20 protein-coding genes and 1 CRISPR repeat array are annotated in these 23,287 nt (G+C 71.0%); of the genes, 4 read left to right on the top strand and 16 right to left on the bottom strand.

Annotated elements, in window-relative coordinates:
* Positions 1-4 precede the first annotated feature (4 nt).
* Positions 5-2,647 carry an FHA domain-containing protein gene (locus ACFV9T_RS34985; protein WP_385446547.1) on the bottom strand — a complete coding sequence of 881 codons (2,643 nt, stop codon included), beginning with the start codon at positions 2,645-2,647 and terminating at the stop codon, positions 5-7.
* 275 nt (positions 2,648-2,922) lie between these two features.
* Between ACFV9T_RS34985 and serB the strand changes: the two genes are divergently transcribed.
* Positions 2,923-4,158 carry a phosphoserine phosphatase SerB gene (gene serB, locus ACFV9T_RS34980; RefSeq protein WP_385446546.1) on the top strand — a complete coding sequence of 412 codons (1,236 nt, stop codon included), beginning with the start codon at positions 2,923-2,925 and terminating at the stop codon, positions 4,156-4,158.
* Between the two features lie 71 nt (positions 4,159-4,229).
* On the opposite strand, the gene ACFV9T_RS34975 is transcribed toward serB, so the two are convergent.
* From ACFV9T_RS34975 to ACFV9T_RS34960, 4 genes are all read right to left on the bottom strand, one after another.
* Complete coding sequence (locus ACFV9T_RS34975; RefSeq protein WP_385446545.1) at positions 4,230-4,748, bottom strand: SixA phosphatase family protein; 519 nt, start codon at positions 4,746-4,748, stop codon at positions 4,230-4,232.
* Between the two features lie 97 nt (positions 4,749-4,845).
* Positions 4,846-5,061 (bottom strand): hypothetical protein, encoded by a 216-nt coding sequence (locus ACFV9T_RS34970; RefSeq protein ID WP_385446544.1) that lies wholly within the window; start codon positions 5,059-5,061, stop codon positions 4,846-4,848.
* Positions 5,062-5,238: 177 nt separating this feature from the next.
* Positions 5,239-5,355, bottom strand: coding sequence for an SGM_5486 family transporter-associated protein (locus tag ACFV9T_RS34965; protein WP_385446543.1), 117 nt, complete (start codon positions 5,353-5,355; stop codon positions 5,239-5,241).
* Positions 5,356-5,378: 23 nt separating this feature from the next.
* The gene (locus ACFV9T_RS34960) at positions 5,379-6,656 is read right to left on the bottom strand and encodes a CynX/NimT family MFS transporter (protein WP_385446542.1); all 1,278 of its coding nucleotides are present in this window, start codon (positions 6,654-6,656) and stop codon (positions 5,379-5,381) included.
* A 130-nt stretch (positions 6,657-6,786) separates the two neighbouring features.
* On the opposite strand from ACFV9T_RS34960, the gene ACFV9T_RS34955 reads away from it, so the two are divergent.
* Positions 6,787-7,467, top strand: a complete 681-nt coding sequence (locus ACFV9T_RS34955; RefSeq protein WP_385446541.1) for a FadR/GntR family transcriptional regulator — start codon at positions 6,787-6,789, stop codon at positions 7,465-7,467.
* A gap of 67 nt (positions 7,468-7,534) precedes the next feature.
* Here the strand turns inward: ACFV9T_RS34955 and ACFV9T_RS34950 are convergent, their stop codons facing one another.
* The 11 genes from ACFV9T_RS34950 to cas3 all read right to left on the bottom strand — a co-directional run bounded on the left by ACFV9T_RS34950 (position 7,535) and on the right by cas3 (position 19,800).
* Complete coding sequence (locus tag ACFV9T_RS34950; protein WP_385446540.1) at positions 7,535-7,870, bottom strand: hypothetical protein; 336 nt, start codon at positions 7,868-7,870, stop codon at positions 7,535-7,537.
* Between the two features lie 207 nt (positions 7,871-8,077).
* Positions 8,078-8,848: an enoyl-ACP reductase FabI gene (gene fabI / locus ACFV9T_RS34945; RefSeq protein WP_385446539.1), complete on the bottom strand. Its 771-nt coding sequence runs from the start codon at positions 8,846-8,848 to the stop codon at positions 8,078-8,080.
* Between the two features lie 5 nt (positions 8,849-8,853).
* Entirely contained in the window at positions 8,854-9,558 is a 705-nt protein-coding gene (gene fabG / locus ACFV9T_RS34940; protein ID WP_385446538.1) for a 3-oxoacyl-[acyl-carrier-protein] reductase, read from the bottom strand.
* A gap of 476 nt (positions 9,559-10,034) precedes the next feature.
* Complete coding sequence (gene cas2e / locus ACFV9T_RS34935) at positions 10,035-10,349, bottom strand: type I-E CRISPR-associated endoribonuclease Cas2e (protein ID WP_385446537.1); 315 nt, start codon at positions 10,347-10,349, stop codon at positions 10,035-10,037.
* A gap of 25 nt (positions 10,350-10,374) precedes the next feature.
* Positions 10,375-11,367, bottom strand: a complete 993-nt coding sequence (cas1e, locus tag ACFV9T_RS34930; protein WP_385446536.1) for a type I-E CRISPR-associated endonuclease Cas1e — start codon at positions 11,365-11,367, stop codon at positions 10,375-10,377.
* Positions 11,364-12,089, bottom strand: coding sequence for a type I-E CRISPR-associated protein Cas6/Cse3/CasE (locus ACFV9T_RS34925; protein ID WP_385446535.1), 726 nt, complete (start codon positions 12,087-12,089; stop codon positions 11,364-11,366). Before ACFV9T_RS34925 ends, cas1e begins: the two co-directional genes overlap by 4 nt.
* The gene (cas5e, locus tag ACFV9T_RS34920; protein WP_385446534.1) at positions 12,086-12,961 is read right to left on the bottom strand and encodes a type I-E CRISPR-associated protein Cas5/CasD; all 876 of its coding nucleotides are present in this window, start codon (positions 12,959-12,961) and stop codon (positions 12,086-12,088) included. Before cas5e ends, ACFV9T_RS34925 begins: the two co-directional genes overlap by 4 nt.
* On the bottom strand, positions 12,958-14,127 hold the full coding sequence (gene cas7e / locus ACFV9T_RS34915) for a type I-E CRISPR-associated protein Cas7/Cse4/CasC (RefSeq protein WP_385446533.1): 1,170 nt from the start codon (positions 14,125-14,127) through the stop codon (positions 12,958-12,960). The genes cas5e and cas7e overlap by 4 nt, the downstream gene beginning before the upstream one ends.
* A gap of 45 nt (positions 14,128-14,172) precedes the next feature.
* Positions 14,173-14,877 (bottom strand): type I-E CRISPR-associated protein Cse2/CasB, encoded by a 705-nt coding sequence (gene casB, locus ACFV9T_RS34910; RefSeq protein WP_385446532.1) that lies wholly within the window; start codon positions 14,875-14,877, stop codon positions 14,173-14,175.
* On the bottom strand, positions 14,874-16,562 hold the full coding sequence (gene casA, locus ACFV9T_RS34905) for a type I-E CRISPR-associated protein Cse1/CasA (RefSeq protein ID WP_385446531.1): 1,689 nt from the start codon (positions 16,560-16,562) through the stop codon (positions 14,874-14,876). The genes casB and casA overlap by 4 nt, the downstream gene beginning before the upstream one ends.
* Positions 16,563-16,839: 277 nt before the next feature.
* Complete coding sequence (gene cas3 / locus ACFV9T_RS34900) at positions 16,840-19,800, bottom strand: CRISPR-associated helicase Cas3' (protein WP_385446530.1); 2,961 nt, start codon at positions 19,798-19,800, stop codon at positions 16,840-16,842.
* A 403-nt stretch (positions 19,801-20,203) separates the two neighbouring features.
* Positions 20,204-21,207: a CRISPR direct-repeat array (repeat unit 29 nt; unit sequence GTGTTCCCCGCGCAGGCGGGGGTGGTCCG).
* Between the two features lie 44 nt (positions 21,208-21,251).
* Here cas3 and ACFV9T_RS34895 point away from each other — a divergent pair.
* Together ACFV9T_RS34895 and ACFV9T_RS34890 are read left to right on the top strand one after the other, a co-directional pair.
* Positions 21,252-21,890 (top strand): HAD family hydrolase, encoded by a 639-nt coding sequence (locus ACFV9T_RS34895; RefSeq protein WP_385446529.1) that lies wholly within the window; start codon positions 21,252-21,254, stop codon positions 21,888-21,890.
* A gap of 70 nt (positions 21,891-21,960) precedes the next feature.
* Complete coding sequence (locus ACFV9T_RS34890; RefSeq protein WP_385446528.1) at positions 21,961-23,076, top strand: helix-turn-helix domain-containing protein; 1,116 nt, start codon at positions 21,961-21,963, stop codon at positions 23,074-23,076.
* Positions 23,077-23,287: the final 211 nt, after the last annotated feature.

Raw genomic sequence — 23,287 nt, 5'->3', positions numbered from 1 at the left:
TCCGCTACTTGCGCATGACCTCCGGCTCATGGCGGCGCAGCAGCCGCGCCACCACGAACGCGCAGATGATGCCGAGCGCCAGCAGGACGGCCATGTCGATGCTCCACTGAGCGGTGGTGTGCTCCCACAGCGGGTCCGTGTCCAGCGGCTTCTTGCGGTCCCAGGGCGCCATCAGGTGACCCGGGCCGGGGCCGAGGTCCAGCGTCGCGCCGACCGCGCCGACCGCCCAGCGGGCGGGCATCAGATAGGCGAACTGCTCGATGCCCGGCGATCCGTAGATCTTGAACAGGACGCCGGTGAAGACGACCTGGACGATCGCGAACATGACCAGCAGCGGCATGGTCTTCTCGGCGGTCTTCACCAGCGAGGAGATCACCAGGCCCACCATCATCGAGGTGAAGCCGATCGCGATGATGGCCACGCACATCTCGACGGCGGGCGGCATGATCAGCGCTTCCTCGGGCAGCTCGCGGGGCGCGAAGCCGATGGCGCAGATGATCACGCCCTGGAAGGCGGTGATCACGCCGAGCACGATCACCTTGGACATCAGATAGGCGGAGCGGGACAGGCCGACCGCCCGTTCCCGTTCGTAGATCACCCGTTCCTTGATCAGTTCTCGTACGGAGTTGGCCGCGCCCGAGAAGCACATGCCGACCACGAGAATCAGGGTGATCGTGCCCGAGTCCTGGTTGAACTGGCCCTTCGGCGCCGGGAGGAAGCCGAAGTCCGACGGGATCACGGTACTGACCGCGCCGAGCACGGCGGGCAGGATCACCATCAGCGCCAAGAAGCCGCGGTCGGACGCGATGACGGACACGTAGCGGCGTATCAGCGTCCATAGCTGGGAGCCCCAGCCCTGCGACTTCTGCATCCGCGCGGGCGGCGCCTGTACGTCGACGGACTGCGGGGCGACGGCGTCGATGTCCGCGGCGTACATCTGGTAGTGCTGCGAACCGCGCCAGCGGCCCGACCAGTCGTAGTCACGGTAGTTCTCGAACGCCGAGAAGACGTCCGCCCAGCTGTCGTAACCGAAGAAGTTGAGCGCCTCGTTCGGCGGGCCGAAGTAGGCCACCGAACCGCCCGGCGCCATCACCAGCAGCTTGTCGCACAGCGCCAGCTCGGCGACCGAGTGGGTGACCACCAGGACGGTGCGGCCGTCGTCGGCGAGGCCGCGCAGCAGCTGCATGACGTCGCGGTCCATGCCCGGGTCGAGACCGGAGGTCGGCTCGTCCAGGAAGATCAGCGACGGCTTGGTGAGCAGCTCCAGCGCGACCGAGACCCGCTTGCGCTGACCGCCGGAGAGCGCGGTGACCTTCTTGTCCCGGTGGATGTCGAGCTTCAGCTCGCGCAGCACCTCGTCGATCCGGGCCTCGCGCTCGGCGGTCGCGGTGTCGCCGGGGAAGCGGAGTTTGGCGGCGTACCGGAGGGCCTTCTGAACGGTCAGTTCCTTGTGCAGGATGTCGTCCTGCGGGACCAGACCGATGCGCTGGCGCAGCTCGGCGAACTGCTTGTAGAGGTTCCGGTTGTCGTAGAGGACGTCGCCCTCGTTGGCCGGACGGTAGCCGGTGAGTGCCTTCAGCAGCGTGGACTTACCGGAGCCGGACGGGCCGATGACCGCGATCAGCGACTTCTCGGGAACGCCGAAGGAGACGTCCTTCAGGATCTGCTTGCCGCCGTCGACCGTGACGGTCAGGTGGCGGGCCGAGAAGGAGACGTCGCCGGTGTCGACGAACTCCTCCAGCCGGTCGCCGACCAGCCGGAAGGTGGAGTGACCGACGCCGACGGTGTCGTTCGGGCCGATCACCTGATGGCGGACCGGCTGACCGTTGACGTACGTACCGTTGTGGCTGCCGAGGTCGCGGATCTCGAAGCGGCCGTCGGGCAGCGCCCGGAACTCGGCGTGGAGGCGGGAGACCTGGAGGTCGGAGACGACCAGTTCGTTCTCCAGCGCACGGCCGATGCGCATCACGCGGCCCGCGTCCAGCTGGTGGAACGTCGTCGGGCTGCGGTCGCCCTGGCCGCTCCGCCCGTCGCCGGAACCGCCGGAACCGCCGGAACCTGCGGGTCCGCCGGATCCGCCCGGTCCGCCACCGGCGCCGTTCTGCGCGAGGTTGTCGCGCGGGCTCGGCTGCTGCGGTACGAACGGCTGCTGCTGGTGCGGGGCCTGGGGCTGCTGCCACCCCTGGCCCTGCTGGCCCTGCTGGCCCTGCTGCGGCCAGCCCGCGCCGGGCTGCTGCTGATAGGGCTGCTGCGGGGGCTGCTGTTGATACTGCTGGGGCTGTTGCTGGGCCTGCTGAGGTGCGCCCATGGCCGCCTGCTGGCTGTACGCGCTGGCCCCCGCGCCAGCGCCAGAAACGTTCAGGCGGGGCCCGTCGGACGCGTTGCCGAGATGCACCGCCGCGCCCGGGCCGATTTCCACCTGTTGGATTCGCTGGCCTTGCACATAAGTGCCGTTGGTGCTGCCGTGATCTTCGACGATCCAACTGCCCCCGCCCCAGCGCACCGTGGCGTGCCGCCAGGAGACCCTGGCGTCGTCCAGCACCATGTCGCCCTGTGGGTCACGCCCCACGCTGTATGACCTGGATGGATCAAGCGTCCAGGTCTGTCCGTTCAATTCCAGTACGAGTTCCGGCACTCCATGCCCCACTAGTTGTCCCCCGAGCTACCCCCTGCACAGGGAGTCTAGGGATGGCGAACATCGTGAGGAACTATTTCAGGCTCAGTCGCTCAACCGGAAGTCGGGTTTTGACAAGACCGCATGCTGGCCATCTCGCGCGGACTGGGGCGATCACGAACAGCGGCGGGGTACGGACCGGCCGTGACGGTGTGGCGTCCGGTAGATGAACGTTCCACACCGTATGGCCGTCCACGACCTGGGCTGCCGCGCGCCGGGCGGGGGCGTCCGGATACGGTGGGAAGACCATGAGCGCATCGCAGATTCCCCCTGCCACCGCCGTCCCCGCCGACGACGACCCCACCCTCCTTGTCAAGATCTTCGGCAAGGACCGCCCCGGCCTCACCGCCGGGCTCTGCGACACCCTCGCCGCCTACGGCGTGGACATAGTCGATATAGAGCAGGTCGTCACCCGGGGCCGCATCGTGCTGTGCGTGCTGGTCACGGCCCCGAAGGCCGACGGGGCCGAGGGGGAGCTGCGGGCCACCGTGCACAGCTGGGCCGAGTCGCTGCGGATGCAGGCCGAGATCATCTCCGGCCGGGGCGACAACCGGCCGCGCGGCACCGGCCGGTCCCACGTCACCGTGCTGGGGCATCCGCTGACCGCCGAGGCCGTGGCCGCGATCGCCTCCCGTATCACCGGCACCGGCGGCAACATCGACCGTATCTTCCGGCTGGCGAAGTATCCGGTGACGGCCGTGGAGTTCGAGGTCTCCGGCGCCGAGACGGAGCCCCTGCGCACCGCGCTGGCCACCGAGGCCGCCGACATCGGGGTCGATGTGGCGGTCGTGGCGTCGGGGCTGCAGCGCCGGGCCCAGCGGCTGGTGGTCATGGACGTCGACTCGACGCTGATCCAGGACGAGGTGATCGAGCTGTTCGCGGCCCACGCGGGCTGCGAGGCCGAGGTCGCCGAGGTCACGGCCCGGGCGATGCGCGGTGAGCTGGACTTCGAGCAGTCGCTGCACGCGCGGGTCGCGCTGCTGGCGGGGATCGACGAGTCGGTGGTGGACAAGGTGCGTACGGAGGTCCGGCTGACGCCCGGCGCCCGCACCCTGATCCGTACCCTCAAGCGCCTGGGCTACCAGGTGGGGGTGGTCTCCGGGGGCTTTACGCAGGTCACCGACGACCTCAAGGAGCGGCTGGGGCTGGACTTCGCCTCCGCCAACACCCTGGAGGTCGTGGACGGCAAGCTCACCGGCCGCGTGATCGGCGACGTCGTGGACCGGGCGGGCAAGGCCCGGCTGCTGCGCCGCTTCGCGGACGAGGCGGGGGTGCCGCTGGTGCAGACCGTCGCGATCGGTGACGGGGCGAATGACCTGGACATGCTGAACGCGGCCGGGCTCGGGGTCGCCTTCAACGCCAAGCCGGTGGTGCGGGAGGCCGCGCACACCGCGGTGAACGTGCCGTTCCTGGACACCGTGCTGTATCTGCTCGGCGTGACCCGTGACGAGGTCGAGGCCGCGGACGCGCACGTGGAGGACTGACCAGCCCGTTCCAGCTGACTGCCCCGTCCGCCCGCCTTGCTCGGCAAGGCGGGCGGTTGCGCGGCGGCGTCCTACTCGTGCGGCGCCCAGAAGTCGTCCAGGCGGCCGACGCCGTGCTCGACCGACTTCCACGAGCCGCTGAAGGACACCACCGCGATGCCCGAGGTCGGGAATCCGGTGCGGGCCATCCGCTCCCGGGTGCCCTCCGCCGCCTGGCCCGCGAGGGCGTCGGCGAGGGCGTGCACCCCGGGGTTGTGGCCGACCACCAGCAGGTCGGTGATGTCGTCGGACGTCTCGTTGAGGACCGCGATCAGTTCGCCGAGCGAGGCGTCGTACAGCCGCTCCTCGTAGACCGTCTTGGGGCGCTGGGGCAGCTCGTGGACCACGAGCTTCCAGGTCTCCCGGGTGCGCACGGCCGTGGAGCAGAGGGTGAGTTCGGGGACGAGCCCGGCTTCGGTGAGCCGGCGCCCGGCGAGTGGGGCGTCCTTGCGGCCGCGCTCCGCGAGCGGCCGCTCATGGTCTGCCACCTGGGGCCAGTCGGCCTTGGCGTGTCGGAGAATGACAATCCTGCGGGGCACATCGACGCTCATGCGTCCCAGCTTCGCATGAAACGGCTGGCGAGGCGCAGGGTGTTGAAACGGTGCTCACCTAAGTGAGCACCAGACGGGTCCCCTCGTACACCGTCGGTCACGCCCCCAGGCGGCCGAGGGTCTGGCGCAGCAGTTCCAGGAACTGCGAGAGGGCGCCGGACCCGCTCGCGGCGTGTGCGTCGGAGGGCCCGGCGAGCAGGAGCAGCAGCGCCACGAAGGCGAGGGCGGGCAGCGCGACGGCCCACCAGGGCAGCCGTACGTCCATGCCGCCGTCCGCCGGGGTCGCGGGCCGGGTGTGGGTGCGGGCGGACATGGGGATCGCCTCCGGGTCGGTGAACCGTGGTGCTTCGTATGGTTCGACGCTACGGAGCGGGGGTATCGGTTCCCATCCGGTGATCCACCCAGTTCCCCCTGACCCTCACCCCCTAGGGGATGGTGGGGCCAGCCCCACCCCCGGGCGGCGGGAGCGGGGCTCAGGGTGAGGCGGGGCTCAGGGTGAGGCGATGGTGGCGACCACGCCGATGACCACCGTGATCCCGAACATCACGCCCAGGATGAGGAGGAACTTCTTCTGGCCGTCCTGCGGGTTCTCATCGAGCACTGGCATGGGGCCAGTGTCCCACCCGCCGGTCAGATCTCGTCCTCGAGGGTACGGTCACGCCCGGCCAGCAGGCCCGTCACGATCTGCGGCACCATCAGCCCGGCCATCAGCGCGAGCGGCGGCCCCCAGCCGCCGCTGTGCTGGTACAGCGTGCCGACCAGCAGCGGGCCCGGGATGGACAGCAGATAGCCGGTGCTCTGGGCGAAGGCGGAGAGCCGGACCACGCCCGCGCTGGTCCTCGCCCGCATGCCGATCATGGTGAGGGCGAGCGGGAAGGCGCAGTTGGCGACGCCGAGCAGGACGGCCCACACCCAGGCGCCCTCGGCCGGGGCCAGCCACAGCCCCGCGTAGCCGATGAGCCCGCAGACGCCGAGGACCACGGCCAGCACGCCCTGGTTGCGCAGCCGGGCAGCCGCCCGGGGCAGCACGAACGCCAGCGGGACGCCCATGGCCATGATGACCGCGAGCAGCACCCCGGAGGTGGAGGCGGAGACCCCCGCGTCGCGGAAGATCTGCGGCATCCAGCCCATGGTGATGTACGCGGCGGTGGACTGGAGGCCGAAGAAGACCGCCATCGCCCAGGCGGTGGGGCTCCGGGTGATCCGGGTGATCCGGGCGGCGGACTCCGGCGCGGGCTGTGCGGCCTCGGGCCGCTCGTCGCGGTTCGTACCGCCCCGGGCGAGGAACAGCCAGGGCAGCATCGCGCCCCCGGCGAGCATCGCCCACACCCCGAGCCCGGCCCGCCAGCTGCCGCCCAGCGCGTCGGTCATGGGCACCGTGGCGGCCGCGGCGCTGGCCGTGCCCAGCGAAAGGCCCATGGAGTAGAGGCCGGTCATCGAGCCGACCCGGTCCGGGAACCAGCTCTTGACGATCACCGGCATCAGGATGTTGCTCACCGCGATCCCGGCGAGGCCCAGCGCGCTGGCGCACAGGAACGCCACCGTCCCGCCCGCGAACGGGCGCAGCGCCAGGCCCGTCGCGATGGCCGCGAGACCGGTGCAGACGACGGCTCCGGGCCCGAAGCGGCGGGCCAGCCGGGGCGCGGTCACCCCGAAGAGGGCGAAGCACGCGGCGGGCATCGAGGTGAGCAGTCCGGCGACGGTTCCGCTCATGCCGAGGTCGTCCCGGACCTCCTTGAGGAGCGGTCCCAGGCTGGTGACGGCGGGGCGCAGGTTGAGCGCGGCCAGCAGCAGGCCGACGACCACGATGCGACGGCGCCACGGCGAGGGCGCGGGCGCGGGGCGTTGTTCATGGTCCCGTCGGGCGGGGGCCGCGGCGTCGAGCGTCGCGAGGTCGTCGTTGGACATGCCGACCATCATAGAATCATGGGATGAATGCCTGTCCAGTTGATCTGTGACCACGAGATGACAACGGGACGGCATCATGGAACGACCCGTTGCAGAACGCAGCCCCAGCAGTCCCAGGCACAGGAGAGTCATGCCGCTGACGTCGCCCCAGCGCTCCGCCCTCGCCGATCAGGTGATCTCCCAGCTGCGCGCCCAGATCACCTCGGGCGACTGGCCGGTGGGCTCGCGCATCCCCACCGAGCCCGAGCTGGTCGAACAGCTCGGGGTGGCGCGCAACACGGTGCGCGAGGCGGTGCGCGCGCTGGCGCACAACGGTCTGCTGGACATCCGCCAGGGCTCTGGTACGTACGTCCTCGCGACCAGCGAGCTGGCCGGGGTGATGCACCGCCGCTTCGCGAGCGCCGAACCGCGGCACGTGGCCGAGCTGCGCAGCGCCCTGGAGACGAAGGCCGCGCAGCTGGCCGCGGAGCGCCGTACCGAGCAGGACGTCAAGCAGATCGACGCGCAGCTGGACCGGCGCGAGCGGGCCTGGGAGTCCGGCGAAGCGGAGGCGTTCGTGGAGGCGGACGCGACGCTGCACATGGCGATCGTCGCCGCCGCCCACAACGACGTGCTGGCGGCGCTCTACGCGGACCTGGGGTCGGTCGTACGGGACTTCCTGCGCGCCGATGTGGCGGGCGGCCTGAGCCCCGAGGCGTACGTGGACCACGCGCGGCTGGTGGAGGCCATCCGGGAGCGGGACGGGGCGCGGGCGGCGGCCGAGGCGAGCACCCATCCGTTCGCCTGCCGCCTCGCGCCGGACGCCGACTGACCTCGTACGCGCGGGGCGCTCGGCTCTCATACGCGTAGGCCGCCCAGCTCTCGTACGCCCGGGCCGCTCAGCGACGGTGGCTCACCCACGCCTTGCGGATCTCCTTCCAGCAACGCTCGCCCAGCTCCACGTGTTGCGCCGGGCCCACCTCCACCCGGCGGCTGTCCATGTCCGGGTCCCACCAGCGGGCGCATTCGACGTGCAGCTGCACCCGGTCGGCGCCCGGGTTGGGGTTGAAGCAGCTGGCGGTGGCGTGCGAGCCGCGCACCGAGGTGGCGCAGGCGGCCTCGCGCGGCCGGGGACGTTCCTGCGCGACGGACGCGACGGAGCCGGAGGCGGCGAGTACGCACCCGACCGCGGCGGCGAACAGCGAGGCGGCCGCGAAGCGCCGGGGCGTACGCATGGCAGGACCTCCTCGGCCGGGCTGTCGTGCCTTGTCGTGTCGTGCCTCGTCGTGCCGGTGTCGTGTGGTCCCTCTACCCTGCGCGCCACGCCATCCACGCGCCCGCCCGCTCTTCCGAACGGGTGAACGCCGCCATACGAACGGCCGCCGCCCCGTACCCCGCTTGCGCGCGGGACGGGACGGCGGCCGTATCGACGGGTCCGGGACTCAGGCGCCCATCATGTGCACGCCACCGTCGACGTGCACGATCTCGCCGGTGGTGCGCGGGAACCAGTCGGACAGCAGGGCGACGACACCGCGCCCGGCGGGCTCCGGGTCGGTCAGGTCCCAGCCGATCGGGGCCCGGTGGTTCCACACGTCCGCCAGCTCCTCGAAGCCCGGGATGGACTTCGCGGCCATGGACTTGATGGGCCCGGCCGAGACCAGGTTGCAGCGCACGTTCTTCTCGCCCAGGTCGCGGGCGAGGTAGCGGCTGGTCGACTCCAGGGCGGCCTTGGCCACGCCCATCCAGTCGTACTTCGGCCACGCGAACTGGGCGTCGAAGGTCAGCCCCACGATGGAGCCGCCGCGCGGCATGACCGGCAGGCAGGCCATGGTGAGCGCCTTCAGCGAGTACGCCGAGACGTGCACGGCGGTGCCGACGTCCTCCCAGCTGCCCTCCAGGAAGTTGAACGCGCCCTGCGGGCCGAAGGCGATGGAGTGCACGACCCCGTCGAGGTCGACGCCCTCGCCCAGGTGCTCGCGCACCTTGTCGGCGAGCCCGTCGAGGTGCTCCTGGTTCTGCACGTCCAGCTCGATGACCGGGGCGGGCTTGGGCAGCCGCTTGGCGATCCGCTCGACGAGCGAGAGGCGGCCGAAGCCGGTAAGGATGACCTCGGCGCCCTCCTCCTGGGCGAGCTTCGCGGCGTGGAAGGCGATCGAGGACTCGGTGAGGACGCCCGTGACGAGGATGCGCTTACCGGCGAGAATTCCACTCATGACGTTCAGTGACCCATGCCCAATCCGCCGTCGACAGGGATGACGGCTCCAGTGATGTACGCGGCCTCGTCGGAGGCCAGGAAGCGGACCGAGGCGGCGATCTCCTCGGGCTGCGCGTAGCGCGCGAGCGGCACCTGCTTGACGATGCCGTCGCGCTGCTCGTCGCTGAGCGCGCGCGTCATGTCGGTGTCGACGAAACCGGGCGCGACCACGTTGACGGTGATGTTCCGCGAGCCCAGCTCACGGGCGAGCGACCGGGCGAAGCCCACCAGGCCCGCCTTGGACGCGGCGTAGTTCGCCTGCCCGGCGGAACCCATGAGCCCGACCACCGACGAGATCAGCACCACGCGCCCCTTACGGGCCCGCAGCATGCCCCGGTTGGCCCGCTTGACCATGCGGAACGTACCGGTGAGGTTGGTGTCGAGGACGGCGGAGAAGTCCTCCTCCGACATCCGCATCAGCAGCTGGTCACGGGTGACCCCGGCGTTGGCCACCAGCACCTCGACCGTGCCGTGCTTCTCCTCGATCTCCTTGTACGCCTGCTCGACCTGCTCGGGCTCGGTGATGTCGCACTTCACCGCGAGGAAGCCGGCCGGCGGCTCACCGGACCGATAGGTGATGGCGACCTTGTCGCCTGCGTCGGCGAAGGCCCGGGCGATGGCGAGGCCGATGCCGCGGTTGCCTCCGGTGACGAGAACCGAGCGGCTCAAGGGACCACCCTCTCTTGTAGATGTCGTGCTCGACCCCACGCTGTGTCCGTACGTGTGTCGACCCTCGTGCGGAAAAACTACCGGGCTACGGATGGGTTCGGAGAATCGAGCGCGCACAGGGGCGCGTAGCCGACCCTGTCGACTTCCTACAGAAACCCCGACCCCGTAGGTACCGTAGGCGGTGCGCCCGGGGCGCCCCGGGCTTGCGCGGGGAGCGCGGCATGGACCCCGAGGATGCCCACGCGGCCTCCGGGCCACCTCCGCCTGCGCGGAGAACACGGTTGGCCGGTCGTCCTTGCCTGGCCCAAGAACGGACCACCCCCACCTGCGTGGGAGCACGTGAGGCGGATGACAGGCAGTTCGCGATCGGTCGGACCACCCCCACCTGCGTGGGGAGCACCCGGCGATGAGCGGCAGCATGGCTCAGCCCGCCGGACCACCCCCACCTGCATGGGGAACCTTTCTGACCTGCGACTCTAGAGGGGCTTTGCTGTTTCTTGGCATTCATCCGGGCGGAACGCCACCAACGCGAGACCGTCGAAGTCGACCGGGACGCGGCGGCGTTCGCCCGCCGTCTGGAGGGTGAAGCCTTGTTCGTTGGCTTCGGGGTGGATGAGGACCGCCGCCCCGGGGCCGATCGAGGCGCTTACGACGGACCACAGCTCGTCGCGGACGCGGGCCGAGAGGGTGCCGACGTAGAAACCTGGGGTCGGCTCGATCATCCAGCGGGTCAGGGCACCCCGGACGTGGTCGGGGACGGCGGTGGTGGCGAGGACGGTCATGGACGGCATGTGTTCTCCATGCGGCGGCAGCGCCTCATTCGGGGTTCGCGTAGTTGACGCCAGCGGGTACGGAGCCCGCCACGGGATCCCAGAGGCTGACCATGTCGACGGAGTGCCCGTCCGGCAGGGGCTCGGCCTCGTCGGGCGCGAGCAGGGTCTGGACGTCGGCCACAATCCTCGGCAGCAGCTTGAAGAGCCGTAGCCCTTCCCGGAACCGCCGTCGCGCGTCGCCTTCGGGCTGCGTCGAGTCGTGCAGGGAGAACGCGAGGGGCACGGTCAGCTCGGCCTTGTACAGGTCAGCGATGTCGTAGACGAAGGCGTGTTGCGCCCCCTGGTGAACGAAGCCGAGCGCGGGCGAGCAGCCCAGGGCGACGAGCGCGGCGTGGACGATGCCGTAGAGGCAGGTGTTGGCCGAGGACAGGGCGGTGTTGACCGGGTCCTGGTCGTCCCAGGAGGCGGGGTCGTAGGCGCGGCGGAAGCGGCCGATGCGGTGCTGCTGGGCGAGAAGTTTGTACAGGGCCTTCATCCGTTGGCCCTCCATGCCGCGCAGTTGCTGCACGGTACTGGAGGCGGACACCGGCATCTTGAACCGCATGAGGTACATCCGCCGGGCTACTGCCAGACGGCGTTCCGGATCGCTCCACTGGTGGACCTGGTGCTCAAGCCAGCGGGTGGTGAGCGAGTCGGGTGTGGTGGCGGAGTAGCAACGGACGCCGCCGGAGCCGGTACACACGACACTCGTGCCGTGGCGGGCGAAGGTGGCGAGGGCAGGTTGAGTGATGGAGGTGCCGGGGCCGAGCAGCAGGCAGGAGAGCGCCGACGTCGGGAGGTAGACGCGGGTCACGTCACCGTCGGCGGAGGTTGTTTCGGCGCAGACCCCGGTGTCGTCCTGCACGATGCGTACGACATCCGCGTAGAGGAAGGACAAGGAGTCGCCGATGCGTGGCAGCATCGCGAGGGTCGGAGCGGCGATCCGACGCCGCGCGGAGGACTTCGTGTGCTGGGTGGCGGCCATGGGGCGCGTCATGCCTCCCGTGCGCCAGGGGCGAGGCTGAGCAGCCCGCAGCCGTAGGACTTGCCGCGGCCGATGCCGTGCAGCAGAGCGCCGCGCAGCGCGGCGGGGTCGCGGACGGTGGCGGCGCCCTCGAAGAGGATCGCCGCATGGGCAACGCGGACGGTCTCCTTCGGCTGAGAGCGGCCCTTGTCGTGCTGCTTGGGCTGGTGCCAGGCGGTGGGGGCGTCGGCGCTTCGGGAGAGGACGGTGTGCAGGTCCAGTCCGGCGGCAGCCGCGCGGTCGGCCCACCATCGGTCGGCGTCATCTCCGTACAGCGGGATGGCCTGCTTCCACTTGCCGGCGGTGCTGTTGCGGCCGCAGCGTCGTACGGCGTTGCCGAGGAAGCGGTAGCGGACCGGCGTCCCGGGCCGCAGGGCCGCGAACATGCCGTGCATCATGCGGGTCTGCGCTTGCGCGTAGCCGGTGGGCAGCAGGGCCGGGTCCGGTGGCAGCTGGGTCTGGACGAGGAGGACGGGGGCGCCGATGCCGTCGGTGTCGAGCCGGAAGAGGACCCCGGCCCGGGCTCGCGGGGCATCGCCGAGCCCGCTGGGGACGAGCGTCATGACGCGGCGGTGGAGGGCTGCGGCGTTGCGCAGGTCGTGCTGGACCTGCCTGCTGCCCAGGTTGAGCATGAGCCGGGTCAGCCATGCCTGCTCGGCAGCGGCAGCCGTTTCGGGAGAGGCTGTGGTGGTCATGGGGCCTTTCCTTCGTTTCCTCCGGGACGCGGAGCGTGCAGGTAGGCGTCGAGAGCGTCGAGGTATTCCGAGCCGTACCCGCCGCACAGGTCGGCGGGCAGCCTGCGGCTGGTGGTGTACGAGGGGCGCGCGTGGTATGTACGGTCGCGCGCGGTGAGGCGGATCGGCTCGTCGTTCAGCGTGGTGACGGAGGTCCGGCTGGACGGTGCGTCCCCGGGCCCCGGCGGGAACGGCACGTCCGCCGTGAAACGCACCAGGACGGTGGCCTCCTCATCGGCGCCCTCCGCCGAGGCCCACGGAACCTGCCGGGCGAGGGGGACGCGGTCGAGTTCCGCGACCGGGTCGAGGACGCCGGTACGGAGCAGGAGCAGCGCGCCGGGCGGGCAGGAGCGGCGGCCCAGGTGGAGCGGCCAGCGCGGGGCCGCCAGCGCCTCGGCGCAGGCGGTGAGGAGAGGCGCGTCCGGCTGGGAAGCGGTGACCGCGACGGTGAAGACGGCATCGCTCAGATAGTGGCGGCGGGAGACGATGGTCGCCGTATCGCCGCTGCGCCGAGCGCCCTTGGCGGTGGGGACGGTCCGATGCTGGGGGTATCCGCCGCCCACGGTGTGGAAGTCACGCAGCCGGACGCCGGGGCGGTCGGTCCGTACGGTGAAGCGGAGCCGGGTGAGCCGGGCGAAGTCCGGCGTGTCCCCGGCGTCCGGGACGGCCGCCGGGGACACGGTCGCGTCGGCGCGCGGGATGCCCAAGGCGGAGGCGAACATCCCGATCAGACCCGAGCGGGTGGGGTGCGCCACCGTGTCGCGATCGGTGAAGGCGCTGTGCTCGCCCCAGGACTGGAGCGGCCCGCCGAGCTGCAACAGGAACCCGGTCACGTCCGGTCGGTCCCTTCCGCGGGCCAGACGGCGGCAACGGCTCCGGCGACCAGCTCGGGGTAGGAGGCGGACTGCTCGCCGAGCCCGTCCCGGGCCTTTTCGTCAACGGAGGCGTACGCGCTGTGGATCAGCCCGGTGTCACCGAGGAGTCGGTGGACCCGGGTGGCGTAGTCGCTGAGGGCATCGCGGGAAGAGCTTGCCCAGCCGTCCGACCAAGCCTGCACCGGCTTCTCGAAGGCGGCGGCGAGGGAGAGCGGCCGGTCGGCGCGGACGCAGATATGCACCAGGTCAGGGACGGTGTGCGGGGCGGTGGAGTTCTTCTTGGCCGACGGCAGGGTGTTGATGAACGCGGTGGCGAAGGCCGTGGCGAGGGTGCGTGCGGTGTCGGGTTCCGGGATGTTCTTGGCGAGGTCGCGGAGGTCGAGGGTGGCGTAACGGTAGAAGACGCCACTGCTGTACTCGCCGGTGTTCATGTGCGCGCTGCCCGCGTCCGTGGCCCACTGGTCGGCGTCGTCGACCGCCGTGAAGAAGTCCGCCTGGACGGAGGTGCTGTGGGTGGTGAAGGCGTGGGCGACCTGGACCGCGCCGTCCACTCCGGCCCCGGGGATCTCGGCGAGCATGCGGCCGAAGAGCGCGATGGAGCCGTTGCGGGAGCGCAGCACATCATGCACCGCGTCCTTGGGCAGCAGTGCCTTGGCGGAGGCGGCCTTGTTGCCGAGCGCCTTCTCAAGCGCCTCCCGGTGCTGCTCGGCGATGTCGGCGAGCGCGGCTGCCGCGGTGTCTGGCAGGAAAAGCAGGGAGGCGGTGGTCGTGTCGCCCTTCTCCAGCGCGAGCTTGGACTCGGTGGAGCGGATGACCTGCGCGCCTGCGAGGGCGGCGAGGTCGGCGGGCCAGCCGCGCTCGGTCTCCAGCTCCCCGGCGACCTGCTGGGGCAGACGGCGGGTCCGTAAGGCCTGCTGGCCGATGTGCTCCTCCACGGCGAGCCGGGTGGGCCGCTTCCACGCCTGGCTGGAGACCCGGGTGCGGGTGGTGCCGCCGAAGGTGACGGTCTTGGGCGAGCCGAGATCGTCGCGGTTGACGTTGCTGTACGGGAGCGTCTGGGTGATGTGGATGTCCAGGAAGCGGGGTGCGCCGGACGTCTTCGCCGAGGCGGCGGATGCGGTCATCGCGGGTGGTCCTTTCAGTGGAGCAGAGGGGTACGGGCGAGGGGTTCAGGCGGACCGGACTTTGTCCTCCGCCTTGCCTTCGGTCGCGGCGGCCTTCTCACGTCGCAGGGTGCGGTAGAAGCCCTCCAGCCACCGGGTCGCCACCTGGTCACGGCCGTACTCCCACGCGATCAGGTCGCGGAGGAGGCAGGCGTAGTCGGCCGCGACACCGGCGGAGCCCAATTGGCGGAGCACGGCCGGGAGCATCCGGTGAAGGCCACCGGTCTCCTGCCGGACCATCAGGTGGAGCCGGGACTCCACACCACCCTCCTTGAGACCGTCGGTGTCCTGGCGTGTGACGGCCAACGCCAGGCTCTCGCCCAAGCTCGTGCCGGAGGGCCGGAATCCGGCGGTGGCGGGGCTGCCGAGTGGCGTTGCGGTCTGGGCCACCTCGGCGCCGTCGGCCTCCGCCGTGCGCTGGGCCCGGGGGCGGGCCGCGATGAGGGCGGCCACCGCGTAATAGGCCCGTTTCCTGGCCCCTTTCGCCTCGTCCGGGACCAGGCCATGGCGCAGCAGAGCCGCGTGGGTGCGGGCGGGCACCTCGTCCACGGGTTTGGCCAGCCCGCGCCGGAGGGCTTGCTGGGTTCCGGGGTCGGCGCACTGGGCGAGGACGTTGGCCACGAAGGTGTCGTAGCGGTCCAGTGAGGAGTTTCGAGGTGCGGGAAGGGTCGCATCCCCGGTGTCCCCTGGGGCAGTCGTGGTCGTGGTCATGCTCGTGTCTTCTCCTTGTCCGATGCCCCTGGGGTCCCTATGAGCCCCGCGGTCCCTGCGGGGTGGCGGGGCAGCTGGTCGACTCGCCCGAGGAGGCTGCGTACCAGCCCCCGGGCGTCCTCGCGGGCCTTCGCGCCGCGTGGGGTACCGGCGACCGGCCTGGTCACGTCGTCGTACACGCGCAGGGCCAGACGGCCGAACGTCCGCATCGCGTGGGTGAAGTCCCGGGCGTCCAGGGAGTCCCAGAAGCGCTCCTCCGCCACCGGCCAGTACGCCGCCAGCGCCCCACCGGGCCAGGGGCCAGCATCCTTGTCCTTCCTGCCCGGCTTGTCGTCGGTGAACGGGGTCGTGTACGAGCGCCAGGCGACGCGCAGCGCGTACGCCAAGCGCTCCGCGGCCTTTTCGGCTGCCTCACGTCCCTCTTTCGCCCCGAGCGCGAGGGCGTTGTCCACCGACTCGTCCGAGGATTCGAGCAGGGCGAAGAGGTCGGGTGTGGTCGCGCTGAAATAGGTGCGGTCCCGGGTCTGGCCGTCCTGGTCGAAGCCGTACGCGCACATGCGCAGCGCGCGCAGGGAGGCTTCCGGGATCTGCCCGCCGACCAGGCCGTCCAGGACGAGCGGCCGCTTCCCTCCGTCGCCCCGCTTCAGCAGGACGAGCGCGTCCAGGTCTCGCCACAGCGACCGCTCGGCAGCGGCCTCGCGGGGGCGCAGCGTGCCGTCCTTGCCCTCGTCCCAGATCAGGTACGCGTCGGTGTGCGATACGGCGCGGGAAGTACGGAACGCCCAGGTGATCGTGGCGTCCACGACACTCTCGCCGTCCGGTCCGGGCTGGAGCAGGATGGCGTGCTGGTGCTGCTCGGTGAGGGCCGTTAGCGGGCCGACCGCGCCGGAAGGAGGGGCCAACGGGTCCGGGAGTTCTGCGCGTTCCCATGGGCAAGCGTCCGTCACCGCCGCTCCCCCGGTCCCACCGACCGCTCCTGCCCCGCCCGGCTGGGGCCAGGTGCTGAGGGCCGGGATGCCGAGCAGCAGCGTCTCGAACAGCGACCGGCCCTCCGGGTGGTACGACATCGCCTTGCGCAGCGGCCCGGCGAAGGAGTTCCCGAACCGCTTGCCGGAGACGATGCGCGGTGTGCACTGGCCGGACGGGCCGTAGTAGAGCTGGGTGATGAGGTGCAGGGCGGCATCGGCGGAGGGGATGGCCACCTGCTCGGCGTCGGTGAAGTGCCCGAAGAAGACCTGGTTGCTCCCTGCGGGACGAGCCATGACCAGCTTGTTGACGCCCGAGCTGCTGGGGCACTCGTCGGCCAGCCGAGGGTCCTGTAGGAACGGCCGGACGGGATCGTGGAGGCGGAGCCGACTGGCGTGCCGGGTGAAGTACGCGTCGACCGCGGCCGGTTCGAAACGCTGCGCCGCCTCCAGCAGGTCGTAGCGTAGGTCGAGCCAGGCGGTGGTGTTCGACGCCGTATCGAGGCCGGTGATGCGTGCGGCCATCGCGCACAGGATGCGCATCAGGCCCGAGGCGGCCGGTGGAAGGGCCACGCTGAGACCGTCGATCTGGTGCGCGCTGAGGAAGAGCTCGCGCAGGCTGACGCTGGCCCCTCCGCCGTCCCTCGTACGGACCGGAATCCAGGGGCGTGTGCGGAGGTCGAAGTGGTCGTGGTCGTCGTGGTGGGGGTGGGCGGGCATGGCGAGGATGCACCTCGATTGATGAAGAGCGTGTGCGATGGACGCGCTCGGGCAGCGCGATGCCGTAGATTTGAGGCCTCCGCGCAGGCGGAGGTGGCCCGATGCTGAGATGGGCGAGCGCCGGAGGATGCGCCCCTCTCCCCGCGAAGGCGGGGGCTGATGACGGGACTCCCCTGGCTGGCGACCAGGGGGCCCGATCCGGACATCCATGACCTTACGGATAACTCCGCGTGATCACAGCCCATTTGGACCCAAGATGCTGAGATGCGCGAGCAGGTTACGCCGTCTTGCGGACGACGAGCCCCAGCGCATGGTCGAGCGTCAGCAGTCGATCTCCCAGGACCGCCCCGGCCGGAACTCCCCCGTCGGTGATCCGATGCGGCAGCAGGACCAGGCGGGCCAGCGGTGGTTCCTTGAGCCAGGCGTCCGGGGGTTCGTGCGCCCTGGCGCATGCCTGCCGCCACGATCCGTGGGCGAGGGGCACCACATGCCCCAGCAGCGCGCGGATCTCGGCGCGGGTGAACCGGCCGTCGCGTCGACTCCCCGAAGTCGGCAACGGAATCGTGCACGCCGCGTCCAGCCAGCGCACCCCGGAACCGTCGTCGAAGACCGACAGCAACTGGACTGTTTCGGCCCCGAGTCGGGTGGCGATCAGATCCTCGTCCGCCTCGCTGGTGGTCAACTCGTACAGAGACACGACCCTCTCGGGCGGCGGCAGCATGACCATCCCCGCGAGACCGGCGCGCGCCATGTCGTCGCTGAGGCGGTCGATGTCCCGCTGCATCAGCGCATCGGGGTCGGTGGAGGCGAACTCCTCGTCATACACGTCATCGACCAGCCGCTGCACATCCTCCGGCACCCGGACCGGCTCGACTCCCCGCCGCTCCAGCAGCTCCAGCGTGCGCTGGAGCAAAGACGGAGCGTATACGTCACCCCAGGCGGCCGGTGGCAGCAGGCTCCCGTCGCCCCCGACCGGGGCGAGCACCGCGAGCCGGGGGCCTTCGCACCAGGCCGGGCGCGCCGGGGCGGGCGCGGAGTGCCGCCAGACCCGGCCCGCGCGCTGCAACAGCAGGGCCATCGGCGCGAGGTCGGAGACGATCAGGTCGAAGTCGAGGTCAAGGGACTGCTCGATGACCTGGGTGGAGACGAGCACGGCACCGCGCGGAGGCTCTGGCCGCCGTACGCCCGGTTTCCCGACCCGGCCGAACCAGCTCTCTACTTCCGCAGTGAGCGCGGCCCTGCGACGGGCGGGGAAGCGGGCGTGCAGCAGCCGCAGCCGCGGCCCCGCCTCGGCGTCGTTCCGCACCGCGTCCTCGGACGAACGGTCGTCCCAGCCCGCGTAATCGGGGCCGTAGAGCGTCGCGTAGTGCTCGCGCAGCGCCTCGTAGGTCTTCTGCGCCTCGGCGACGGTGGTGCAGATCACCGCCGCGCAGCCACCGTCTTCCGTCACGCCCCGGAGTTCCGCGATCAGCGCGGCGAGCCGTCCGTCCGCCACGGTGGTGTCGTAGGTGTGGGTGACCGGCAGGACGCACACGCTCAGATCCTGCCTCCGCTCGCTCCCCACCCCCTTCTCGGGCACGGTCACCGCACCGCTTCGCGCGTCAACGTACATCCAGCCCGGGTAGGACGGCGGCGGAAGCCGGTACGTGCCGGGGGTGCGGCCGGTCCCCGACAGGTACGCCTCCACCAGGCCCTTAGCCGTCTCGCCGGTGACCGTGGCCGAGAGCAACACCACCGGCACGCCCATGGCACCCAGCCAGGTCAGCAGCCGCAGGAGCAATGCGTGGGTGTACGCGTCATAGGCGTGGGCCTCGTCGATGACCACCGTCTTGCCGGAGAGTCCCAGGTGGCGCAGGGCGTTCCGCTTCAAGGGCAGAACGCCCATCAGGATCTGGTCGACGCTCCCGACGGCGATCGGGGCGAGGACGCCACGGCCACGAGACCGCAGCCAGCGGCTGGCCACGACGGACATGGCGGTCGCTTCTCGTGGTTCGTCCTCGTGTTCTGACAGCACGCGGGGCTCGGCGTCGCCCTCGCCCGGCGCGTCGTGCGGCGGCTGTTCGGCGTACGGCTCGTAGAGGTCGGCGGCGCCGTGAAGCAGGGTCACTTGTGCCGGGTCCAGCAGATTCCGCTCGGCGAATCCGACGACGCGGTGGTACATCTGGTTGGCCGTGGCCTGGGTCGGCAGCGCGAAGAACAGCCCGCTTCTGCCGGACGCCGCGCCCATCACCGTCGCGGCGTACAGCGCGACCTCCGTCTTCCCTTCTCCGGGCGGCGCGGTCACGAGCAGTACGCCGGGGCCGTGCACGGCCCCGGGCAACGCCTCATCGATGCTCGTCTGCAACGAGTAGGGCCGATCGATCTCCGGGAACAGCCCGGTGAACCCCTGGAGCCGGAAGTCCGCCCGCCCCAGGCCTGCATCTGTGATGAGGGAGGGCGCTACGGTTGACGCCCGTCGGGCGTGGGCGACCAACGACGCCGGGGACGCCAGGATCCTTTCCCCACCCTCTTCCCCGTCAACGTCAGCGTCCGCTGCGGCCTGTTGAGCGGAGACGACATGTTCCTGGCTCGCCAGCCAGTCAGAGACGATGACCACCCCCGCGATGGTCACCGCCAATTCCACCGGCATGGCTCGTACTGTGGGCGTCTCCGGCCGCCCCAGTACGTCATGAAGAGCGGCCACATGCTCGCGTCGCTGCTCGGCCCAGCCGCCGACCCCCAGCTCGGGAAGGTTGCCCAACGGGTCGCGGATGTCGCGTGCCTCGGCGGCTTCGGGATACCGACCGTGATGCCCGCCGAGCATTTGGGCCACCTGCGTGAGCAACAGGCTGGCAGGCCGCCCGGAAGCCGGATACCCGAGCGCCGCCAGGAGCTGCGGGAGCGCCCGGTTCGTGGCGGCCTCATGGCGGATCTTCCGCGCCTGGCTGTCGTTCCGGCGGTCGTGCGCGTACGTGTCCTCGCCGAGAAACGCGCAGTGTCCGGGACTGTCCGGGACCGCCATGTCCTGGAACCGCGGCAGGATCTTTCCGATGTCGTGCAGCCCCGCCCAGAACATCACCAGCCGCCTGGCCTCGACCGTCGGCACCTTCAACGCGTCGGATATCGCCTCACGTTGCGGGGCCGCCAGCACGGCGTCCCACACGGCCCCGGCGACCATGGCCGTGTCCACGAGATGCCCAATGACCGGGTAGGGCTTCTCCAGCCCCTTGGACTTCCCCCACAACCGCGTATCGATCACGGCCTCGCCCCCTTCTGCATGCGCACACTCCGGCCTCGCGTGTTCTGCGTTACGTACCGGTCCGCACAGCTTTGGGTACTGGAAGAGCAGTACGGGCAGAAACCGAAAAAGATCCCCCGAGCCTGCAACCACCCACTATGGTTCGCGCGCGAAGCCAAGCCTCAGCACACGTGCTGGCGTTGACTCCCCCGCCCGGCCCGCGCTGAGGGCCACCCCGCCAACCCACGCCTCCCTTCCCGTGCAGCCACCCCAGCGATGCCCGACACGCTCCTCCCTGCTTGCATCACGCCAACGGGTGCCTGACTCCCGGCGCGTGGCGAGGTGTGTCTGCCATCATGAGCGGGAGATGAAGGCACTTGGTCAAGAACCCGCAAAGGGCTTCTGAATCCGCAGGTCGCGAAGGGTGTTCCCCGCGCAGGCGGGGGTGGTCCGGCTGGATGACGACCAGTGGCCGCGACTACTGCGTGTTCCCCGCGCAGGCGGGGGTGGTCCGGACGAAGGAGCAGCAGCAGGTGACCACGCTCAGTGTTCCCCGCGCAGGCGGGGGTGGTCCGCTGTGGGAGGCGCTGGCCGAGGCCGACCGCGCGTGTTCCCCGCGCAGGCGGGGGTGGTCCGCCGGAGACCTCTTCCACCTCCCCACCATTCGGGTGTTCCCCGCGCAGGCGGGGGTGGTCCGTACGGCGACGCCCCCGCAACCCCGATCGAGGCGTGTTCCCCGCGCAGGCGGGGGTGGTCCGCAGAAGTCGTTCCAGGGCACCGGGGTGCGCAGGTGTTCCCCGCGCAGGCGGGGGTGGTCCGTCGTCGCTCAGCGCCGGACGCTGACTCCGGAGGTGTTCCCCGCGCAGGCGGGGGTGGTCCGACCAGGCGAGCCGTGAAACTGTGGAGGTCTTCGTGTTCCCCGCGCAGGCGGGGGTGGTCCGTCCACGACTTCACTGTCGAGGACCCGTCCGTCGTGTTCCCCGCGCAGGCGGGGGTGGTCCACGGTCACGATGCCGCGGACGAGGTTCAGCCGCGTGTTCCCCGCGCAGGCGGGGGTGGTCCGCAGTCCACGTGGATTCCCACGCGGTGCCACGGGTGTTCCCCGCGCAGGCGGGGGTGGTCCGTTCGGGTACATGGATCTCGCGCGGCTCTCTCTGTGTTCCCCGCGCAGGCGGGGGTGGTCCGTCCTCGGCGCAGTCCTTCACCGTCACGTTGCGGTGTTCCCCGCGCAGGCGGGGGTGGTCCGGTGCGACCGGAGGTGGGAGCCGCACAAATCGGGTGGTCCCCGCGCTGGCGGGGTGAGCCGTGTTCTACGCTGCCCGCATGATTGGTGCAGTCGTGGTCCCCGCGCAGGCGGGGGTGGTCCGCATCCGGCCGGTTCGTCGACTAGCGGCACCCCGTGGTCCCCGCGCAGGCGGGGGTGGTCCGGCCGGAGTCTCTGCGGCGGCCGGGTCCCCACGCAGGCTGCCCGAATGATTCGCGCGGTGGTGCTCGACGTCGGCGAGACCTTGATCCGGGATGACCGTGGCTGGGCGGTGTGGGCCGACTGGTTGGGCGTTCCCCGGCACACCCTCTCGGCCCTGGTCGGGGCGGTCGTGGCGCAGGGGCGTGACAACGCGGAGGCGCTGCGGCTCGTCCGGCCCGGTATCGACATCCCTGCCGAGCGAGCCGCCATGGAGGCCAGCGGCGTCAACGAGCGGCTGGACGAGTCCGATCTCTATCCGGATACACGTCCAGCCCTTGCTGCTCTTCGTGAGCGCGGCGCGCGCGTCATCATCGCGGGCAACCAGACCGCGCGTACCGGAGAGTTGCTGCGGGACCTCGCGCTGCCGGTCGACGCGATCGCCACCTCGGGCGAGTGGGGCGTGGCCAAGCCGGACCCTGGCTTCTTCGCCCGCGTTCTGGAGCTTGCGGGTGCGGCGCCCGGCGAGACCGTTTACGTCGGTGATCACCCCGCGAACGACACGGGCCCGGCGAAGGCCGCAGGCCTGCGCGCCGCGCATCTGCGGCGTGGACCCTGGGGCCATCTCTGGGCGGGCAGGCCCGAGGCGGCTGCCGCTGATTGGCAGGTCGACTCGTTGCACGACCTCGTGCGACTCGTCGCCACCTGAGGCAAAACGCCCGAGTTCGAGGGCGCCACTGAGTACCGTTCGGAACGGATGCGGCGAACGGAGTACGAACATGCCCACCGAGCTTGCCCGGCGCGTGGCCTATCAGCGCCGCATCGCGCGTATGACACAGCAGGAGCTGGCGGACGCCGCCGGAGTGCACGTCGGGACGCTGCGGAAGATCGAGCGTGGCGCCAGGGGCGCGAGCGACGACGTGGTCGAGGCCCTCGCCGCTGCTCTCGGCGTCGATCCCGCCCTCCTGTTGGGCAGCCGGGACCGGGCGGACGCCCGGGTGCACGCCGCCATGCCGACGTTGTCGGCCGCCATCGCCGCGTACGACGCACCGGACGACGGACCGGTCCGGCCTCTGGCCGAGTTGCGCGCATCGGTGGACGAGGCGGTGACCTGGCGCCTGGCCGCCCAGTACGTCCGCATCGCTCGCCACGTACCGTCCCTCGTCGGTGAGTTGCTTCGCGGCTTCCACCTGGCGAGGCCCGAGGAGACTGCCGCGACTGCGAATCTTCTGGTCTCCGCGCTGCGGACCGCCGACGCCGTGGCGTACAAATACGGTGCCCGGGACCTGTCCGCCCGCTTGGTGGAGCTGATGCGGTGGGCAGCGCCGCATGCGGAGGACCCACTGCTGGACGCGGCTGTCGCTTACGTCCACACCGAGGTCTTCTTCGCTGCTCGTGCGTACGTCGCCGGGCTGCGTGCGCTCGAGGCCGCCGCGGACAGCACACCTGTCGGCCGTGATGACACGACCGTCGCCGCGCGGGGCGCCCTGCACATGCGGGCGGCCGTGATCGCAGGACGCGCCGGTCTGCCCCAGGCAGCGGGTCGGCACCTCGCGGAGGCCCGGCGCCTGGGGGACGCCGTGCCGGAGAGCGTCTATCAGGGCACGGCGTTCGGGCCGGTCAGTGTCCGCATTCACGAGGTGTCCGTCGCTGTCAGCCTCGGTGATGACCATGTGCGCCGAGCGCTCGATGCCGTGGGTGGCTGGGCCCCGCCCTGTGATCTGCCTGCCGAGCGCCGGAGCGGGTTCTTCATCGAGAAGGCACGTGCCCAACTATGGTCCGGACTCCCGCGCGACGCGTTCGAATCGCTGAAGGCCGCGCGCCGGATCTCGCCGCAGCACACCCGCGACCACCCGTGGGTGCGTGAGGACGTTGCGTCGGCTGCGGCGCGCTGACGCCGAAAGCCTCAGCAGTTTCGCCGAATGGTGTCACGCGGGCGAGTGACCTGACTGACCCTCACTGGGTCACTTTTGGCTCTCGCGGCCGAGAACCATCTACCTGCCCATACCGACCAGGCAGATGGGACGGCGATAGCCATGTCCAACGCAGACGGGTTCCCGCCGGGGAACACCCCCCGATCGTGGGCGCCACCGAGCGGAACCGACG

The sequence above is a fragment of the Streptomyces sp. NPDC059850 genome (genome assembly GCF_042731515.1).
Classification (GTDB): domain Bacteria; phylum Actinomycetota; class Actinomycetes; order Streptomycetales; family Streptomycetaceae; genus Streptomyces.
This window is presented reverse-complemented; position numbering and strand designations above follow the sequence as displayed.

What these genes read in the sequence shown, in the direction of transcription:
- serB (WP_385446546.1), top strand. Translation starts at nt 2,923, where the DNA reads ATGAGCGCATCGCAGATTCCCCCTGCCACCGCCGTCCCCGCCGACGAC.
- ACFV9T_RS34975 (WP_385446545.1), bottom strand. Translation starts at nt 4,748, where the DNA reads ATGAGCGTCGATGTGCCCCGCAGGATTGTCATTCTCCGACACGCCAAG.
- ACFV9T_RS34970 (WP_385446544.1), bottom strand. Translation starts at nt 5,061, where the DNA reads ATGTCCGCCCGCACCCACACCCGGCCCGCGACCCCGGCGGACGGCGGC.
- ACFV9T_RS34965 (WP_385446543.1), bottom strand. Translation starts at nt 5,355, where the DNA reads ATGCCAGTGCTCGATGAGAACCCGCAGGACGGCCAGAAGAAGTTCCTC.
- ACFV9T_RS34960 (WP_385446542.1), bottom strand. Translation starts at nt 6,656, where the DNA reads ATGTCCAACGACGACCTCGCGACGCTCGACGCCGCGGCCCCCGCCCGA.
- ACFV9T_RS34955 (WP_385446541.1), top strand. Translation starts at nt 6,787, where the DNA reads ATGCCGCTGACGTCGCCCCAGCGCTCCGCCCTCGCCGATCAGGTGATC.
- ACFV9T_RS34950 (WP_385446540.1), bottom strand. Translation starts at nt 7,870, where the DNA reads ATGCGTACGCCCCGGCGCTTCGCGGCCGCCTCGCTGTTCGCCGCCGCG.
- fabI (WP_385446539.1), bottom strand. Translation starts at nt 8,848, where the DNA reads ATGAGTGGAATTCTCGCCGGTAAGCGCATCCTCGTCACGGGCGTCCTC.
- cas2e (WP_385446537.1), bottom strand. Translation starts at nt 10,349, where the DNA reads ATGCCGTCCATGACCGTCCTCGCCACCACCGCCGTCCCCGACCACGTC.
- cas1e (WP_385446536.1), bottom strand. Translation starts at nt 11,367, where the DNA reads ATGACGCGCCCCATGGCCGCCACCCAGCACACGAAGTCCTCCGCGCGG.
- ACFV9T_RS34925 (WP_385446535.1), bottom strand. Translation starts at nt 12,089, where the DNA reads ATGACCACCACAGCCTCTCCCGAAACGGCTGCCGCTGCCGAGCAGGCA.
- cas7e (WP_385446533.1), bottom strand. Translation starts at nt 14,127, where the DNA reads ATGACCGCATCCGCCGCCTCGGCGAAGACGTCCGGCGCACCCCGCTTC.
- casB (WP_385446532.1), bottom strand. Translation starts at nt 14,877, where the DNA reads ATGACCACGACCACGACTGCCCCAGGGGACACCGGGGATGCGACCCTT.
- casA (WP_385446531.1), bottom strand. Translation starts at nt 16,562, where the DNA reads ATGCCCGCCCACCCCCACCACGACGACCACGACCACTTCGACCTCCGC.
- ACFV9T_RS34895 (WP_385446529.1), top strand. Translation starts at nt 21,252, where the DNA reads ATGATTCGCGCGGTGGTGCTCGACGTCGGCGAGACCTTGATCCGGGAT.
- ACFV9T_RS34890 (WP_385446528.1), top strand. Translation starts at nt 21,961, where the DNA reads ATGCCCACCGAGCTTGCCCGGCGCGTGGCCTATCAGCGCCGCATCGCG.